At 73.9% G+C, this 17,687-nt stretch carries 15 protein-coding genes; 5 read left to right on the forward strand and 10 right to left on the reverse strand.

Translation table 11 applies throughout. From position 1 onward, the window contains the following. Positions 1-10: 10 nt before the first annotated feature. Positions 11-1,324, forward strand: coding sequence for a UDP-glucose dehydrogenase family protein (locus tag AC4MBH_RS12810; RefSeq protein WP_491795268.1), 1,314 nt, complete (start codon positions 11-13; stop codon positions 1,322-1,324). A 29-nt stretch (positions 1,325-1,353) separates the two neighbouring features. On the opposite strand, the gene AC4MBH_RS12815 is transcribed toward AC4MBH_RS12810, so the two are convergent. The 6 genes from AC4MBH_RS12815 to AC4MBH_RS12840 form a co-directional block, all read right to left on the reverse strand. Continuing rightward, the gene (locus AC4MBH_RS12815) at positions 1,354-2,367 is read right to left on the reverse strand and encodes a TolB-like translocation protein (protein WP_491795269.1); all 1,014 of its coding nucleotides are present in this window, start codon (positions 2,365-2,367) and stop codon (positions 1,354-1,356) included. Continuing rightward, entirely contained in the window at positions 2,364-3,545 is a 1,182-nt protein-coding gene (locus AC4MBH_RS12820) for an MFS transporter (protein WP_491795270.1), read from the reverse strand. Before AC4MBH_RS12820 ends, AC4MBH_RS12815 begins: the two co-directional genes overlap by 4 nt. A 117-nt stretch (positions 3,546-3,662) precedes the next feature. Next, on the reverse strand, positions 3,663-4,355 hold the full coding sequence (locus tag AC4MBH_RS12825) for a LuxR C-terminal-related transcriptional regulator (RefSeq protein WP_491795271.1): 693 nt from the start codon (positions 4,353-4,355) through the stop codon (positions 3,663-3,665). 11 nt (positions 4,356-4,366) lie between these two features. Next, positions 4,367-5,887, reverse strand: a complete 1,521-nt coding sequence (locus AC4MBH_RS12830) for a sensor histidine kinase (protein WP_491795272.1) — start codon at positions 5,885-5,887, stop codon at positions 4,367-4,369. Positions 5,888-6,216: 329 nt separating this feature from the next. Next, positions 6,217-7,293 carry an NADH:flavin oxidoreductase/NADH oxidase gene (locus AC4MBH_RS12835; protein ID WP_491795273.1) on the reverse strand — a complete coding sequence of 359 codons (1,077 nt, stop codon included), beginning with the start codon at positions 7,291-7,293 and terminating at the stop codon, positions 6,217-6,219. A 316-nt stretch (positions 7,294-7,609) separates the two neighbouring features. Continuing rightward, positions 7,610-8,440, reverse strand: a complete 831-nt coding sequence (locus AC4MBH_RS12840; protein WP_491795274.1) for a sulfotransferase family protein — start codon at positions 8,438-8,440, stop codon at positions 7,610-7,612. A gap of 43 nt (positions 8,441-8,483) precedes the next feature. On the opposite strand from AC4MBH_RS12840, the gene guaA reads away from it, so the two are divergent. Further along, positions 8,484-10,058: a glutamine-hydrolyzing GMP synthase gene (gene guaA, locus AC4MBH_RS12845; RefSeq protein ID WP_491795275.1), complete on the forward strand. Its 1,575-nt coding sequence runs from the start codon at positions 8,484-8,486 to the stop codon at positions 10,056-10,058. A gap of 27 nt (positions 10,059-10,085) precedes the next feature. On the opposite strand, the gene AC4MBH_RS12850 is transcribed toward guaA, so the two are convergent. Beyond that, a complete protein-coding gene (locus AC4MBH_RS12850) occupies positions 10,086-12,146 on the reverse strand; it encodes a putative bifunctional diguanylate cyclase/phosphodiesterase (protein WP_491795276.1) in 2,061 nt (686 codons plus the stop codon). Between the two features lie 62 nt (positions 12,147-12,208). On the opposite strand from AC4MBH_RS12850, the gene AC4MBH_RS12855 reads away from it, so the two are divergent. Both AC4MBH_RS12855 and AC4MBH_RS12860 read left to right on the forward strand, forming a co-directional pair. Continuing rightward, complete coding sequence (locus tag AC4MBH_RS12855) at positions 12,209-12,586, forward strand: hypothetical protein (RefSeq protein WP_491795277.1); 378 nt, start codon at positions 12,209-12,211, stop codon at positions 12,584-12,586. 10 nt (positions 12,587-12,596) lie between these two features. Then, on the forward strand, positions 12,597-13,082 hold the full coding sequence (locus AC4MBH_RS12860) for an SRPBCC family protein (protein WP_491795278.1): 486 nt from the start codon (positions 12,597-12,599) through the stop codon (positions 13,080-13,082). 4 nt (positions 13,083-13,086) lie between these two features. On the opposite strand, the gene AC4MBH_RS12865 is transcribed toward AC4MBH_RS12860, so the two are convergent. Together AC4MBH_RS12865 and AC4MBH_RS12870 are read right to left on the reverse strand one after the other, a co-directional pair. Next, complete coding sequence (locus AC4MBH_RS12865; RefSeq protein ID WP_491795279.1) at positions 13,087-13,623, reverse strand: hypothetical protein; 537 nt, start codon at positions 13,621-13,623, stop codon at positions 13,087-13,089. 33 nt (positions 13,624-13,656) lie between these two features. Then, positions 13,657-15,021, reverse strand: coding sequence for a cation:proton antiporter domain-containing protein (locus AC4MBH_RS12870; RefSeq protein WP_491795280.1), 1,365 nt, complete (start codon positions 15,019-15,021; stop codon positions 13,657-13,659). A 170-nt stretch (positions 15,022-15,191) separates the two neighbouring features. Here AC4MBH_RS12870 and AC4MBH_RS12875 point away from each other — a divergent pair, with 170 nt between their 5' ends. Continuing rightward, entirely contained in the window at positions 15,192-16,451 is a 1,260-nt protein-coding gene (locus AC4MBH_RS12875; protein ID WP_491795281.1) for a calcium-binding protein, read from the forward strand. 360 nt (positions 16,452-16,811) lie between these two features. Here the strand turns inward: AC4MBH_RS12875 and AC4MBH_RS12880 are convergent, their stop codons facing one another. Beyond that, the gene (locus tag AC4MBH_RS12880) at positions 16,812-17,681 is read right to left on the reverse strand and encodes a TIGR03619 family F420-dependent LLM class oxidoreductase (protein WP_491795282.1); all 870 of its coding nucleotides are present in this window, start codon (positions 17,679-17,681) and stop codon (positions 16,812-16,814) included. Positions 17,682-17,687 lie beyond the last annotated feature (6 nt).

Consider the following 17,687-nt stretch of genomic DNA (forward strand, 5'->3'; position numbering starts at 1 on the left):
GGGGCCGGCCATGCGCGTCTCGGTCGTCGGGTGCGGCTACCTCGGAGCGGTGCACGCCGCGGCGATGGCGGTCCTCGGCCACGACGTGGTCGGGGTCGACGTCGACCAGGACAAGGTCGAGCAGCTCGACCTGGGCACGCCGCCGTTCTACGAGCCCGGGCTGGCCGCGCTGCTGCTCCGGGCGCGGTCGACCGGCCGGCTGCGCTTCTCGACCGACCCCACGGCCGTCGCGGGGGCACGGGTGCACTTCGTCTGCGTCGGCACCCCCCAGCGGCCGGGCTCGGGCGCGGCCGACGTGCGCTTCGTCGAGGCGGCCACCGAGGCCCTCGTGCCCCACCTGCGGCCCGGTGACCTGGTCGTCGGCAAGTCGACGGTCCCGGTGGGCACCGCCGAACGCCTGCACGACCGGGTCGTGGCCGGGGCGCCGGGTGCCACGGTGGCCTGGAACCCCGAGTTCCTCCGGGAGGGACGCGCCGTCGAGGACACCCTGGACCCCGACCGGCTGGTGGTCGGGCTGGCCGACGACGAGCACCGCGACCACGCCCGGACGGTGCTGCGGGAGGTCTACGCCGTCGTCCTCGAGCGGGGGTGCCCGCTCGTCGAGACCGACCTCACGACCGCCCAGCTGGTCAAGGTGGCGGCCAACGCGTTCCTGGCCACCAAGATCTCCTTCATCAACGCGATGGCCGAGGTCTGCGAGGCCACGGGCGGTGACGTGGTCGCCCTGGCCGACGCGATCGGCCGCGACGCCCGGATCGGGCCGGCCTTCCTCGGTGCGGGCCTCGGGTTCGGGGGCGGCTGCCTGCCTAAGGACATCCGGGCCTTCCGGGCCCGCGCCGAGGAGGTCGGCGCGGGGGCCGCGGTCGGCTTCCTGCGCGAGGTCGATGACATCAACCTGCGCCGCCGGGAGCGGCTCGTCACGCTGGCGGTCGAGGCGTGCGGGGGTGCGGTGACGGGTCAGCGGATCGCCGTCCTCGGGGCGGCCTTCAAGCCCGGCAGCGACGACGTCCGCGACTCACCGGCCCTCGACGTCGCCGCGCGACTGGGGCGGCTGGGCGCCGAGGTCGTGGTCACCGACCCGCAGGCGGTCGAGAACGCCCGCCGGTCCTGCCCCGACCTGAAGTACGCCCGGTCGCCTGAGGAGGCGGTCCTCGGGGCCGACCTGGTCCTGCTGACCACGGAGTGGCCCGAGTACGTCGCCCTCGACCCGGCCGTCGTCGGCCGGCTGGTCGCGGTCCGCCGCGTCCTCGACGGCCGCAACGTGCTCGACCGGGCCGCCTGGAGCGCCGCCGGCTGGCGGCTGCGCTCCCTCGGACGCCGCTGACCCCGCCCCGGCTGCGCCCGGAGCGCGGGTCAGCGGACCACGCTCGGCGACCAGGCCTGCTCGATGAGCAGCCGCGGCGTCGCGGTGGGGGTCGTCTCGAGCGACCACACGTCGGTGACGCCGGGCTCGTCGGGGCGCGGGACGCCGTACAGCAGGGTGTCGTCGTCGAGCCACTCCACCTGGTCGTCGATGCTGCGGGTCTCGCCGTCGAGCACGGTCCGCCGGCCGGTGGCGAGGTCGAGCACCGCCGGCGTCCAGGAGCGGTCGGACCCGCGTCCGTCGGCCTGCTTGAACGCGACCCGGGTGCCGTCGGGGGAGAGCGCGGGGCACTCGACGTCGGCCGCCACCGTGGTGAGCGTGCGGGTGGTGAGGTCGCCACGGGCCAGGTAGGTCCGCCCGCCGGTCGCCACGGTCACGTAGAAGGTGCGGTCGTCGTCGGCGAACGTGACACCCCAGACGTTGCGGTCGCGCGGGCGGGCCGGCTCGCCCTCGAGCACCAGCGCGAACTCCTCCAGGTTGCCGTGGTCGACGCCGTCGGTCCGGCGCACCTCGGTCGCGGTCGAGAAGCCGTGGGAGAGGTAGGAGTGGCCGCTGACGAACGACGTGGTGGCGACCAGGGTCCCGTCGGGGGAGAGCCGGGTCCGGCTCGGCACGCCGGGCAGCGGCGACGAACCGGTCTCCCGCCACGCCTCGTCGAGCTCCACCGCGGAGTACGACGTGAGCACCCCGCGGCCCGTGCGCAGGCACGACCGCTCGGTGCGGGTGGCCGCCACCCGGTCGCACACGACGCCGGTGAAGGTGCGCGGCCCTCCCGGGTCGGCCAGCGGGACGGTCGCGACGACCCCGGTCTCGCTGTCGAGCCCGGTGTGGCGGAAGACCACCACCGGGCCGTCGGCCGGCGACGACGTCTCGACGGTGACCGACGGCGCCGTCCGGGCGCGGTTCCGGCCCTGCTCGCGCTCCTGGACGACGTAGGCGCCGCTGCCGCCCAGGAGGACGACCGAGAGCGCGGCGAAGGCCGCCACCCGACTCCGACCGGTCATCCGACGTCCCGACGGTCGAGGGTCCGGACGGCGCCGAGGCCGACCGGCACGGCGACGGCCAGGGCAGCGGCCACGCCGAGCAGGGCCGTCACGGGTCCCACCAGGACCCACAGCACCCCGAAGCCGACCGCGGCGAGCAGTCGTGCGACGGCCACCGACGTCTGGGCCACGGCGATGCCGCTCGCGCGCAGGTGCGGCGGCACGACGCGAGCGGCCACGGCCGCGAGGACGCCGTCGGTGGCGGCGTAGAAGGTGCCGAGCAGCACCACGGTGACCACGGTGCCGGTGGTGACCGCGGCGGGGGCGACGACCGCCGCCGCGACGTAGGCACCGGCGAGCGCCAGGTGCCCGAGGACCAGGACCCGCGCCCGGCCCCACCGGTCGGCGGCGCGCCCCAGGGGCCAGGCGAGCAGCAGGTAGACGGCACTGGTGGCGACGTAGAGCACCGGGAACCAGTGGATGGCGAACCCGCCCGACTCGAGCAGCACCAGGTAGACGAACCCGTCGCCGACGGTCAGCAGCCCGAGGGCGGCGGCCACCAGGGAGACGCGCACCAGGCCGGGGGTGGCGCAGGCCCGCCAGCGGATCCGCTCGGTCCCGGCGGGCGCCGCCTCCGCCCCGGTCTGCCGGGGCACGAACAGGACCAGGAGCGCCAGGCCCATCACCGCGAAGGCGACGGAGAGCACCATCACCGACTGGTAGCCGCCCGGCACCCACCACAGCACCACGAACGCCATCACGGGCCCCAGGAACGCCCCGACCCCGTCGAGCGCGCGGTGGACCCCGAACGCACGACCCAGGTGGTCGGGGTCGGAGTCGGCGGTGATCATCGCGTCCCGGGGGGCGGTCCGCACGCCCTTGCCGACCCGGTCGAGGGTGACGACGGCCGTGATGGCCGCCATCCCGGTGGCGAGGGGCAGGAGCACCCGGGCGAGGGCGGAGGTCCCGTAGCCGGCCACCGCCACCCACTTGGGGCGCCGGGTGCGGTCAGCGGTCCAGCCGGCGCCGATCCGGACCAGGGCGCTGACGCCCTGGTAGAGACCCTCGACGACCCCGTAGGCCGCGGGTGAGAGCCCGACCACGACGGAGAGGTAGAGCGGCAGCACGGCCGCCACCGACTCGGAGGAGACGTCGGTGAGCAGGCTGACGAAGCCGAGGACGACGACGGTGCGGCCCACGGGTCGTCCCGGGACCTGCGCAGGACGCGGTGGAGCGGCACCGGCCGGACGGTCGCGCAGCGACAGGTACACCTCGGCTCACCGCCGCCCGGCGCCGTCCGTGCGGAGCCGCGCCACTCAGGAGGTCCGGATCCGGTGCTGGTCGACCGGGGGGTTCCAGCCGATGCTGAGCGCCAACCCGACCGCGGCGATCTGCGAGCTCACCTCGAGCTTGGCGAGGATCGACTTCACCTGGGTCCGGACGGTCCCCTCGGAGACGACACCGAGCCGGGCGATGTCGCGGACCGTGCGGCCCGCCATCAGGTGACCCAGGACCTCCCGTTCACGGGCGGTCAGGCTCTCCACGCGGCGGCGCCGGTCGTGGACGTCCTGGCGCTCGCTGTGCCAGTGCTCGAGCAGCTCCTCGCGCTCCTCGACGTCCATCACGGGCAGCCCGTTGCTGATGCGGCGGACGACGCTGAGGATGTCGTGCAGCGGCTGGGTCTTCGACATGGTCTTGCGGGCCCCGTTGCGGATGCACTCACCCCAGCGAGCCGGCTCCGTCGAGGCCGTCACGACCACCACGTTGGCGCCCATCCGCGCGATCGGGTTGACCAGGGTGGTGCCGTCGCCGAACGGGCCGAGGTCGAGGTCGAGGAGCACGATGCGGGGCCGCAGGCGTCCGACGGTGGTCAGGAGCTTCGCGGTCCCGGCGGCCGACATCGGCACGGGCAGCCGGCGGACGTCGTAGCCCTCCATCGACATCGTGATCTCGAGCGACTCCGCGAACAGTGCGTGGTCCTCGATCAGCAGGACGCGGGTGCCTGCCACGCCGGCACGCGTCATGGTGCCACCAACGCCGGCGAGGCGGTCGGCGCGTGCGTCGGGGCACCGGACGGCAGGGTGAGCACGAAGGTGGTGCCGACGGCGGTGGGCACGAGCGCCACGGAGCCGTCGAGCCCGTGCAGCAGCCGCTCGGCGAGGTTCAGCCCGATGCCCTGGCCGAGCGACTCGCGGCGGCGGCCGCCCCACGCGAACAGCTCCGGACCCAGGTCACCGCTGACGCCGGGGCCGTCGTCGGAGACGACGATGCAGACGGTGTCGTCCGCGCCGACCCGGACCGAGAGCTCGGCGTCGGCGTCGGGAGCGTGCTTGCGGGTGTTGTCGAGCAGGATGCTGACCGCCTCGGCGATGTCGTCGGCCCTCCCCGTCGCGGTCAGGCCCGACGGCCGCCACGCGACCGGGTGACCGACCGCCTCGTGGGCGATGACGAGCGGTTCGAGGACCAGGTCGAGGTCGACGGGCGAGACGGGTGCCCGCGACGCCGACGGATCGGGGGGAGCCGACCCGCGCTGGTCGGGCTCCGGCGGGAGGTCGGGGGTGGCGGCCGGCGGCGACGCCGGCTGGTGGGTCAGCACCCGGGCCAGGCGGGCCGACTCCCGGTCGAGCATCCACTCGAGCCGGAGTCGTCGCGGGGTGGCCAGGTCGCCGCCGTCGTGGATGAGGTGGGAGGCCGAGGCGATCCCGGCGATGCTGTTGGCCACCTCGTGCAGCCGTTCCTGCTGGTCGCGCAGGGTCTCCTGGGCCAGGGCCAGCCGTCGGCACACCAGGTCGAAGTACTCGGCCTGGTCGCGGATGGCCGAGCGCAGCCGGCCCAGCGTGGTGCCGACCAGCAGGGCCGTGCCCGCGACCGCCGCCGCGGCCAGCGCCACGCCGGCGACGTCCGACCCCGTGCGGTGGGCGGTCCCGACCTGGCTGACGGTGAGCAGGGCGAACGCCACGGCGGGCTGCACCGACCCGTAGGCGAGGCCGTGCGCGCGGACGGCGTGCACCGCCACCGACGCGCACGCCAGGACGACCAGGACGTGCCCGGCCAGCGCCAGGCGGTCGTCGACGTCGACCGTGGGGAGCCGTTCGGGGACGACGAGGTAGAGCACCGTCAGGGCGGCGGCCACGACCGCACCGGGGACGATCGGGTCCAGGGTCCGGCACCGCAGCCGGGTGAGGACGGTGAGCGCCGCGATCGCGGCGAGGTCGGCCAGCACGAGCCAGTCGGCCTGGTTGAGGTGTGCGTCGCTGGTGCCGCTGTGCAACGTGGCGACCCCGAGGCACCGCGCGCCGACGACCGCCGCGCCCAGGCTCAGCCAGCCCATCGCCAGGTCGTCGGTCAACCGGTACTGGATGTAGGCGGCCAGCCCGGCCAGCAGCACCAGCACGGCGATGGTCACCTCGGCGACCACCGCGGCCCTGATCGACCCGGGCCGGCCGTCCGACCAGAGAGCGAGCAGCGGGGGTGCCGTGGCGATGCCCAGCACCGCGACGTACCCCCGCCAGGTCCAGGTCGAAGCAGGATGGCGCGTCATGAAGTCCCCTCGATCGCCGCCCCGAGACGCCGAGTGTCCTGGCGTGTTGACCATGTCGGGAGGTCGGCGTGGCCGGCCCCCCAGCAGGTGCGCCAGCTCGGCGCATCGTGTCCTTCGCACCGGTCGTGCGGTCCGACGAGGGCCGCTCCGGTACCTGAAAAGTAGGATGACGCGGAGGGCCTGACTAGGCTTTCAGCCCAGATACCCCAAATTAAGTACCAGACTTCTGGCGGTTCGCGCCTCATCCTCAGGGGTGCTATCGCCGATGCCCCCCTGGGTGTCCCCATGATTGTGCCCGATCGGGCACCGCGCCGGTCGGGCTCGAGTGGTCAGAACGCCGCGGCGGCGCGGCGGTACTGCACCGGCCACAGCGCGCTGTCGGTCTCGCCGAGCTCGTACGCCGCCCGCAGGGGCCAGTGCGGGTCGCGGAGCAGCTCGCGCCCCAGGAGCACCACGTCGGCCGAGCCGTCGGCCAGGATGTCCTCGGCCTGCTTGGGGTCGGTGATCAGGCCCACCGCGCCGACGGGGATGCCGGCCTCGGCGCGGATGCGGTGCGCGAACGGCACCTGGTAGCCGGGGCCGACCGGGATGTCGGTGACCACGTTGCCGCCGGTCGAGACGTCGACCAGGTCGACGCCGGCGTCGCGCAGCAGCGCGGAGAGGCGGACGGTCTCCTCGGCGCTCCACCCGCCGTCGACCCAGTCGGTGGCGGAGAGGCGCACGACCACCGGCACGCCGGCGCCCACGCGGGCGCGGACCTCGCCGACCACCTCGAGCAGCAGCCGCACGCGGTGCTCGAACGGACCGCCGTACTCGTCGTCGCGGTGGTTGCTCAGCGGGGAGAGGAACTCGTGGAGCAGGTAGCCGTGGGCGGCGTGCACCTCGAGGACGTCGAAGCCGGCCACGACGGCGCGCTCGGCGGCGTCGCCGAAGGCGGAGACGACGCTGTCGATACCGGCCCGGTCGAGGGGGGCGGGGTCCTCGCGGAGCCCGGCGAACGCGGCCGCCGACGGGGCGACCGGCTGCCAGCCGCCGTCGGCGTCGCCGACGCCGCCGCGCTCCCCGGTGAAGCCGGAGTACGTCGACGCCTTGCGCCCGGCATGGGCCAGCTGGACGCCGGCCGCAGCGCCCTGGCCGTGCAGGAAGGTCACGATGCGGGCCCAGGCGGCCTGCTGCTCGTCGTTCCACAGCCCGGTGTCCTCAGGCGAGATCCGGCCCTCGGGGACCACGGCGGTCGCCTCGGTGATGACCAGGCCGGCACCGCCCCGCGCGAACGAGCCGAGGTGCACCAGGTGCCAGTCCTCCGGCACGCCGTCCGTGGCGGAGTACTGGCACATGGGCGCCACCCACACCCGGTTGCGCAGGGTGACGTCGCGCAGGGTGATGGGGGAGAAGAGCTGGCTCACGGCGGGGTGCCTCCGAGGTCGGGACGGGTGGACGATCACGGGGCCAACCCGCCCCGGAGCCCCGGGATTCCGCCGACGGGACCGGTGTGGTCCAGCCCACGTGGACCGTCTCGGAAATCTTTTCCGGTGGTGCGTAACCCGTTGGGGTGGTCGTCGTTGAGACTGTCGAACTCGGAGATACACGCTCCCTCCTGAAGGCCCGAGTTCAACGGTCCGGCGATGTCCAACATCCGCGTGGACGCGCAAGGCCCCGCCAACCTCCCTCCCCGGCGGGGTCTTGCTGCTTTTCCCGGCCAGGGCAGGCGTGCTGGGGGAGTCAGCCGTGGAGGTCCCAGGGCATCTCCCGGCCGAGGAGCTCCTCGAGCCGGGCCACCTCGGGCCGGTAGTGCGCGGCGAGGGCCGCGCGGTCGTCGTCGGCGACGTCGATCGTCCAGCGGGACCAGCCGCGGGCTCGCTCGGGGAACGCCTCCATCACCCGTCGGGCGCGGGGGGAGGCGTGCCGCCGACGGATCTCGAAGTGGCTGCCGCGCTCGTTGCGGGCCAGGTCGAGGTCGGCCGGCTCGAACCCGGGACGCACGCCGACGTGCTCGAAGACCCGGCGCAGGGTCGCCGGCTTGGCGGCGTCGGGCCGGATGTCGTCCTCGTAGACCAGGAACAGGAACCGCTCGAGCGGGAAGTGCGCGAGCCACGCCGCGAGCTGGGTGCCGTGGTCGCCGAACTCCCGGATGTCGGGGTAGCGCTCCACCGCGCCGAGCAGCCCCACCGACGGCGGGTAACGGCCCGCCGACATGTGGTGGAAGTAGGCGCTGACGGCCCGGTCGACGGGGTGCCGCAGGCAGACCACCAGCCGGAGATCGGGGTACCCCGCCGCGACCCGGCCCGCCGAGCCCAGGTAGTGGTTGGTGGTCGTCGTCCCCTCGGTCCACCAGTAGTTGGGGGTGAACTCGCCGACCGCACGGTGCCGCGGGCGCACCCGGAACTGGTCCTCGTACCACCCGAGACCGCGGTCGTAGGCCTCGCGGTGGTTGAAGAACTGCAGCTCCTTCCGGCGGCCCGTCGCCACCTGCGGGTGCTGGCCGACCGCCCGGGCCAGCCAGGTGGTGCCGCCCTTCTGCACGCCGATGCAGAGGAAGGTGGGCGCGGGCACGGCCGCGAGTCTAGGAGAGCGGCCCGCTCGATAGGCTGCCGCCATGACGGCGCCCGACAGTCCTGCCGAGCACGACCTGGTCCTGGTGGTCGACTTCGGCGCCCAGTACGCCCAGCTGATCGCGCGCCGCGTGCGCGAGGCGCGGGTCTACTCCGAGATCGTCGCCCACCACGTGCCCGTGGCGGAGATGCTGGCGCGCAACCCCAAGGCGATCATCCTCTCCGGCGGCCCGTCGTCGGTGTACGCCGAGGGCGCACCCGGCATGGACAACAGCCTCTTCGACGCCGGCGTGCCCGTGTTCGGCATGTGCTACGGCTTCCAGCTGATGGCGCAGGGCCTCGGCGGCGAGGTCGCGGCCACCGGGGCGCGGGAGTACGGCCGCACCGCGGTCACCGTCGGCACCCAGGGCACGCTGCTCGACGGCCTGCCCGACAGCCACACGGTCTGGATGTCCCACGGCGACTCGGTGACGGCCGCACCCAGCGGTTTCGAGGTCCTCGCGGCCACCGCCGGCACCCCGGTCGCGGCGTTCGAGTCGCTCGACCGCCGGATGGCCGGCGTCCAGTGGCACCCCGAGGTGCTGCACACCGAGCACGGCCAGCAGGTCCTCGAGCACTTCCTGCACGACATCGCCGGCTGCCGGCAGACGTGGACGATGCTCAACATCGTCGAGGAGCAGGTCGAGGCGATCCGCGCCCAGGTGGGGGAGGGCCGCGCGATCTGCGCGCTGTCCGGCGGCGTCGACTCCGCCGTCGCGGCCGCGATCGTGCAGCGCGCCATCGGCGACCGGCTCACCTGTGTCTACGTCGACCACGGGATGATGCGCCAGGGCGAGACCGAGCAGGTGCGCCACGACTTCGAGGAGGTCTTCGACGTCCTCGACGTCGTCGACGCCGAGGACCAGTTCCTCGGCGCTCTCGAGGGGGTCCGCGACCCCGAGGAGAAGCGCAAGATCATCGGCCGCGAGTTCATCCGCACCTTCGAGGCCGCCGAGGCCCGTGTGTTCGGTGAAGCGGCCGCCGGCACCACGGCGTACCTCGTGCAGGGCACGCTCTACCCCGACGTCGTCGAGTCGGGCGGCGGCGCCGGCACCTCCAACATCAAGAGCCACCACAACGTCGGCGGCCTGCCCGACGACCTCGACTTCGAGCTGATCGAGCCGCTGCGCACCCTGTTCAAGGACGAGGTCCGCGCCGTCGGCGAGCAGCTCGGCCTCCCGTCGACCATGGTGTGGCGCCAGCCGTTCCCCGGCCCCGGCCTCGGCATCCGGATCATCGGCGAGGTGACCCGCGAGCGCCTCGACGTGCTGCGCCAGGCCGACGCGATCGCCCGCGAGGAGCTGACCCGCGCCGGCCTCGACCGCGACATCTGGCAGATGCCCGTGGTGCTGCTGGCCGACGTCCGCTCGGTGGGCGTCCAGGGCGACGGCCGCACCTACGGCCACCCCGTCGTGCTGCGCCCGGTCACCAGCGAGGACGCCATGACCGCCGACTGGGCCCGCCTGCCCTACGACCTGATGGAGCGCATCTCCACGCGGATCACCAACGAGGTCGCCGAGGTCAACCGGGTCACCGTCGACATCACCTCCAAGCCGCCGGGCACCATCGAGTGGGAGTGACCCGGTCACGCTGACACCCGCGGCGACCTAGGTCGTCACGATCTGCGGGGTCCCGTCCTGCGCCGGTGCCGGTCGACCCAGCAGGTACCCGGACGCGAGGTCCACGCCGACGTCGCGGACCACCTCGAGCTGCCCCGGCGTCTCCACGCCCTCGGCGACGGTCTCGACGCCCATCGCCCTGGCGAGGTGGACGATCACCTCCACCGTGGCCCGCCCGGACGCCGTCTCGATCTCGGAGACGAACGACCGGTCGATCTTCAGCACCGAGACGGGCAGCATCGCCAGCCGCGCCAGCGAGCTGTACCCGGTGCCGAAGTCGTCGATGGCGACGTGGACGCCGGCAGCGTGCAGGAGCCGGAGCTCGCGCACGGCGACCGCCTCGTCAGCGAGGACCGACTCGGTGACCTCGATGCCGATCCGTCGCGGGGGCGTGTCCTCGCGGACGAGCAGGTCGAGCACCGACTCGGCGTACCCGGGCACGAACTCACGACCGGAGACGTTCACCCACACGGTGAAGTCGGGCAGGTGCCTCCACCGCACCGCCTGTCGGCAGGACAGCTCCATGACGTGCCGACCCAGGTCGTGGATTAGCCCGGACTCCTCGGCCACCGGGATGAACGCCTCGGGCGAGACGGGTCCGGACCCGGGGCGCGTCCAGCGGGCGAGGGCCTCGACCCCCCGCAACCGGTCGCCCTCGACGGCGAGGATGGGCTGGTAGTGGGTCTCGACCTCGTCGCGTGCCAGGGCTTCGCGCAGCGCGGACTCCAGCACGATTCCGTCCAGCAGCCGTTGGTGGCTCTCGGCGTCGAACCAGGTGATGGTGTTCCCGCCGGCGCCCTTGGCGCGGTAGAGGGCGGCGTCGGCGTCCCGCAGCAGCGTCTCGACGGTCGCTCCGTCGCTCGAGGTGGCGATGCCGATGCTCATCGTGGTGCTGAGCCGGTGCCCGCCCACGTCGACCGGTTCCATCACCACCGAGCGCATGCGCTCGGCGACCACCTGCGCCTCGGCGGGGTTGGCACCGCGCAGGAGCACGACGAACTCGTCGCCTCCCTGTCGGGCCAGGACGTCGCCGCCCCGGAGCTGGCGTGCCAGCCGGGCGCCGACCTCGGCGAGGAGCGCGTCGCCGAAGGCGTGCCCCAGGGAGTCGTTGACCAGCTTGAACCGGTCCAGGTCCATGAACATCACGGTGACCGGTCGCCCGGCCGCCGCCATCGTGGCGTCCCCGATCCGGTGGAACTGCCACCGGTTGGCCAGGCCGGTCAGTGGATCGTGGGTCGCCTGGTAGGCCAGCTGCTCGCGGGCGCGTTCGGCCTCTTGGTGCGAGCGGCGCTCGGCCCGGAACAGCCGCTCCCGCTCGCCGTGACGGGCGCGGCGCTCGGTGACGTCCTGGAAGTAGATGACGATGCCCACCGACGCGGGCTCGGCGCGTACCTCGAACCACTTGTTGAGCGGCTCGGGGTAGTACTCCTCGAAGCGTTCGGTGACCTGGTCCTCCAGCACGCGGCGGTAGACCTCCTCGAACCTCGTCCCGACGCTGTCGGGGAAGGCCTCCCAGACGCTGCGGCCGAGGAGCTCGGGCGCCGTGCTGTCGAGGATCCGGGCCGCCTGGCGGTTGAGGAACGTGAACCGGTAGTCGTGGTCCAGGAGCACGAACCCGTCGCTGATCGAGTCGAGCATCGAGACGAGACGCCCCTCGGCCTCATGAGCCCTCGTCACGTCGACGACCACCCCGCGCGTGCTGACCACCGTCCCCTCCCGGTCGCGGACCACGTCGGTGGTGCGCGACAGCACGTGCCGCACGGTGCCGTCGTCGAGCACGATCCGGTAGGCGTGCTCGTTCGGCTCTCCCGTCGCGCTCAAGGTGGGCAGCACCGCCGCCCGGTCGTCGGGGTGGACCCGTCGGTGCCACGTGTCGTACGGCGTCTCCCCGGGCCGGTCGGCGGCGAAGATGTGGGCCAGCCGCGCGTCCCAGGAGAGCTCGCGGGTGGCGGGGCGCCACGAGAAGGCGCCGATGCCGGCGCGCTCCACCGGCTCCCACGGTGACGTGGTGGCCGCCGCGGGCGAGCCATGCTCGGGCTCGGCGAACATGCTGCACGGTAGCAACTGGTGCGGCGCGGGGACGGTGGGTCGGGAAAAGTTACCCTCGCCGGGTGAACTCACCGCTGGGGTGCCCGACGTGCAACGAGGACCTCGCCACCGTCGGCGACGACGCGTTCCGCTGCTCCGAGAACCACCACTACACGGTCGTCGGGCTGGCGCTGACCACCAACATCGCGGCGCTGCGGGCCCTCTGGATGGCGATCCGGGCCCTCGAGGACGACGCCGCCAGCCTGACCTACATGGCCACGCACTACGGCGACGACTACGGCATGTCGTCCGAGGCGCGGCGCGCGGAGGCGACCGCGGCGCTCGAGGCCGCCGAGCTGCTGAGGCGGCAGGCGCAGCGGGCGCAGGACCGGCTCGATGCCCTGCCCGACGCACCCTCGGCCGACCGCGAGGACGGCAGCCAGAACGGACGCGGCGGGTGAGGCGGTCACGATGCCCCAGGTGACGGCCGAGACCTGGGTGCCGGTGCCACCGGCCACCGCGTTCGCGGTGTCGCAGACCACCGGTGAGGTGCGGCTGCGCTGGGACCCGTTCATCCGCTCCCAGCGGCTCCTCGACGCCGAACGGCCCGGCACCGGCGTGCACACCTTCACCCGGGCCCGCCTCGGACCGTCGATGGTCAGCCGCTACGTCTCCTACCGGCCACCGACCTCGGTGGGGATGACGATGGAGGAGGGGCCGTGGTTCTTCGCCTCCTTCGGCGGCGGGTGGCGGTTCACCCCCGCCGAGCGCGACGGCGTCGCGGGCACGCGGGCGGTCTGGAAGTACACCTGGACGACCCGGCCGTCGTGGCTCTCGCCGGTGGCCGACCGCGTCGGGCGGCTGGTGCTGGGCCGGGAGATCCGGACCAGGATCGCCGCGTGGGCAGCGGCGTGCGCGGACCCGGTGGTGCTGGCGGCCGTCGCCGAGCAGACCTGACGGGTCACGAACGACCGATGCCCATGGACAGCAGCACGCCGAGCACGGCGTCGAGCAGGCCCCAGCCGTCGTCCTCCGGCACGACGTCGGGCGGGCCGTCCACCACCAGCGGGTCGGTCGGGGGACCGAGCACCCGCTCCACCGTCGCACGGACGTCGTCGTCGAGGGGCCACTGGCCGCTGCAGGACCCCAGGCGGTAGACGAACGCCTCCTCGGCGTAGGGCGCGAACAGGTACTGCTCGCCCACGGGCGACCCGTCGCCGGCGCACATGTCCACGGCGGAGGACGCGCTCACCAGCTCGACGTGGCTCGTCACGACCCCGGCGTACACCTCGTCCACGGCGACGGTCGTGTGCACCTCGTCGCCGTCGAGGTCGGAGTCGGCGACGGTGCCGACGAAGACGTCGCCGCCCGCGCGGAGCGTCGCAGGCAGGTCGGGCTCCTCGCAGGAGCAGGCGTGCGCGGGGGCCGCGGCGGTCACCGCGACGAGCAGCGGCAGCACCAGCGTCCCCAGGAGGGCGGTGACGAGTCGGGCGGTCATGCTCCTCCGACGCGGCCGGCCCGGCGCTGGTTCCTAGTGCCCGGGTGCCGTCTTCTCGCCCTCGTGCCCGCTCGGCTCGGCCTCGAGCCGGCGCATCACCGGCGTGGCGGTGACGCCGTGGACGATCACCGAGAGGGCGATGGTGAACGCCACCACCGACCACACCTGGTCGGCGTCGGGGAACTCCGCCTCGTTGGTCGCCCAGGCGATGTAGTAGAGGCTGCCGACGCCGCGGACGCCGAAGAACGCGACGGCGATCCGGCCGCGGGTGCTGAGGCCGCCGGCGAGCGGGTCCTGGCGGGGCAGCACCGCGAGCGAGGCCCACGACACCAACGGACGCAGCACCAGCACGAGCGCGACCCCGAGGAGGGCGCCGCGCCAGTCGAGCGCGTCCAGGATCCCGGAGGAGAGCGCGATGCCGAGGAGGAGCAGCACGATCAGTGTGAGCAGCCGCTCGAGCCGCTGGATGACGTCGTGCATCGCGCGGTGGTACTCGTGGCGGTGCTCGGCCGAGCGCAGCGCCATCGCGCAGGCGAAGACGGCGAGGAAGCCGTAGCCGTGCGCGAGCTCGGCGGCGCCGTACGCCGTGAGGAGGGCGGCGAGCGCGATCAGGGGCTCGCTCTGCGCGGCCAACCGCACCGTCTCGCGCCGGCTCCGGAAGGCGATCCGGCCCAGGCCGCGCCCGACCAGCACCCCGACGAGCACGCCGACGACGATCTCGACCACGACGTACAGGCCGAGGAACTCGCCGGCACCGGCCCAGAACGAGGTCCCGGCCAGCACGATCACGGCCAGGTGGACGAACGGGAACGCCAGGCCGTCGTTGAGGCCGGCCTCCGAGGTGAGCGCGAACCGCACCTCGCCGGCCTCGTCGACCGAGGTCGAGTCCTCGGCGTAGGGGACCTCGTCGGGCTCGTCGTCGGCGATCGAGGACCCTGGGCCGCCGACCTGGACGTCGGAGGCCAGCACGGGGTCGGTGGGGGCGAGCACGGCGCCGAGCAGCAGGGCGGTCGCGGGGGCCAGCCCCAGGGCGCCCCAGCCGAGCAGCGCGACCAACCCGATCGTCACCGGCATCGCGACCCCCAGCAGCCGCCACGTCGCCGACCAGCGCCGCCAGGTGGAGGGGTGGAGCAGGTCCAGCGGGCGGTCGATCGCCAGCCCGACGCCCATCAGGGCGACGATCACGGTGAGCTCGGTGACGTGCTGGATCACCAGCCGGTCGGCGGCGTCGGAGCTGTAGACCACCAGCGAGTCGGTGACGGGGGTGAAACCGAGCCCCACGCCCACCAGGAGCAGCACCATGGCGGGGGAGAGGGCGAACCGGTGCAACAGGGTCGGCAGGGCGACGGCCAGGAGCAAGGAGATGCCACCCAGCAGGTAGAAGGTCTCGGCGGTCATCTCGTGCCACCGTGTCGGACGGCGACGACCCGCGATAGCCCCGCGCGGGTGAGCATGGCCGAACGGCCTCGCCCGGCCCGGGTTGCCCGTAGCGTGTGGGTCGTCCGTCCCTCCGGTCACCGCCAGGCTCGCCTGCCGGTCCCCGCCACCTCGACCCGACAAGGCCGACCATGAAGCTCCGTGCCCGTCGCCCGCTCGCCGCGGCCGCCCTCCTCGCGCTCGTGCTGGTCCCGGCGATGGCCGAGGCCCGGGTGATCAACGGCAACGCCCGGAACAACGTGCTCACCGGCACCAACGCCGGCGACCGGATCACCGCCGGCGCCGGGAACGACCGGGTCACCGCCAGGGGCGGCAACGACCGCGTCGACGCCGGCACCGGCGACGACGTCGTCAGCGGGGGCAACGGCAACGACACGATCCTGCTCGGCCTCGGCAACGACGCCGTCGACGCCGGCACCGGCGACGACGCAGTCAACGCCGGGCTCCAGCACGACACCGTCCGCCTCGGTGACGGCAACGACCGGGTCGAGGCCGGGGAGGGCAACGACCGGCTCTGGGGCAGCACCGGCAACGACTACCTCAAGGCCGCCGCCGGCAACGACCGCGTGTGGGGCGAGACCGGCAACGACGAGATCGACGGCGGCGCCGGCGACGACCTGGTGCTCGGCGGCGACGGCGCCGACAAGGTCGGCGGCGGCGACGGCACCGATCGGGTCTACGGCGGGCCCGGCAACGACGTCCGGCTCAGCGGGCTCGGCGGCAACGACGAGGTCTACGGCGAGGACGGCGACGACCGCCAGATCATCGGCGACTCCGGCAACGACAAGCTCGACGGTGGGGCCGGGAACGACCTGCTGCACGGCTCGTCCGGCAACGACCGGGTGCTCGGCGACGTCGGCGACGACTACGTCCAGGGCGGCCCGGGCGACGACCGGGTCATCGGCGGGGAGGGTCGGGACCAGGTCGACGGCGACGACGGTGCCGACTTCATCGACGCCGGCCCCGGCGACGACTCGTGCCCTGGCTTCGACGACCGCACCGACCAGAACACCTGCACCGCGTTCCCGGCAGGCGGCGGTGGCATCAACGTGACCGGTGACGCCGGCGACGACGTGATCTACCCCGGCGACGGCATCGACAACGTCTTCGGCGAGGAGGGTGGCGACACCTTCGTCGTCGTCGACGACGGTGCCTACGACCGGATCTTCTGCGTCGACTCCTTCAGCGGCGGCATCACCCCGCACCCGCGCGACCGGGTGGTCTACGTCGGCCGGACCCTGGACGTCAGGGACGACATCCGCAACTGCGGCAACCAGGTCGCCGTCCTCACCGAGGCCGAGTTCGGCCGGCAGTACCCCGACCTCCCGCTCCCCACCACCGCCTACGTGCCGCCGGTCCAGGTGCCCCGGGCCTCCCTCGGCCTGTTCTGACCCCCGTCCGACGGCCACGGCCGTCTCGAGACCACGCCGTACGTCGCCCGCTCGCCGTCGGCGGGCACCTCACCGGGTCTCGACTCGGGCTCGCTGGCGCTCGCCCGGCTCGACCAGCGTCATCGGCGGTCGAGCGGCGCGCCTCCGACGTTGGTCGAGGAGGCCGGCCACGGCAGTCTCGAGACCACGCCGTACGTCGCCCGCTGGCCGTCGGCGGGCACCTCACCGGGTCTCGACTCGGGCTCGCTGGCGCTCGCCCGGCTCGACCAGCGTCATCGGCGGTCGAGCGGCGCGCGACCGACGATGGTCGAGGAGGCCGGCCACGGCCGTCTCGAGACCACGCCGTCCGACGCCCGATCGTCAGGGCTGGGCCGGGGCCATGACCTCCTCGGCGAAGCGCTGCAGGCCGTGCAGCTTCTGCTCCAGGGTGGCGTCGAGGCCGCTGTAGTAGGCCCACGGCATCGTCCAGACGTCGGTGATGCCGGCGTCCCGCGCGGCCGCGAAGTGCTCGGGCGTGAACGCGTCGGAGAGCGCGGTGATGACCTCGAACGGCTCGTCGCCGCGGCCGGCCTCGACGCGCAGCTCGCGCAGCCGGGCGGCGTGGCGTGCGGCCTCCTCGAGCGTGTAGATGTCGCCGCACCACCCGTCGTGGCGCACCGCTCGGCGGAAGGCGGCCTCCGACAGGCCGCCGACCAGCACCGGGACCGGTCCCGGGGGAGAGGGGTTCATCTGCATCCGCGGGGCCGTGTAGAACTCGCCGGCGAACTGCGTGACGCCCGGCTCCCACAGCGCCTTCATCAGCGCGAGGCCCTCGTCGGTGCGCCGACCGCGGGTGCGGAAGTCGGCGTCGAGGAGGTCGAACTCCTCGCGGCACCACCCGATGCCGACGCCGAGCGAGACGCGCCCGCCCGACAGGGCCGCGGCCGTGCCCACGGACTTGGCGACCTGGAAGGGGCTGCGCAGCGCCGCGACGTACACGGAGGTGAAGAAGCGGATCCGCGTGGTCACCGCCGACAGGGCGCCGATGAGCACCCACGGGTCGGGCCACTCGGCCTCGATGTCCCAGCGGCGGGCGCCGTCGGGCGTGTACGGGTACGGCGTGCTCAGCTCCTCGAGGTCGACGACGTGGTCGGGCACCGAGATGGCGTGGTACCCCAGCTCGTCGGCCGCGCGCGCCAGCGGCAGCAGCTGGTCGGTCGGCTGGAACGCGGTGACGATCGAGAAGCGCACCGCGCC

The organism is Nocardioides sp. WJ219 (assembly GCF_058559815.1).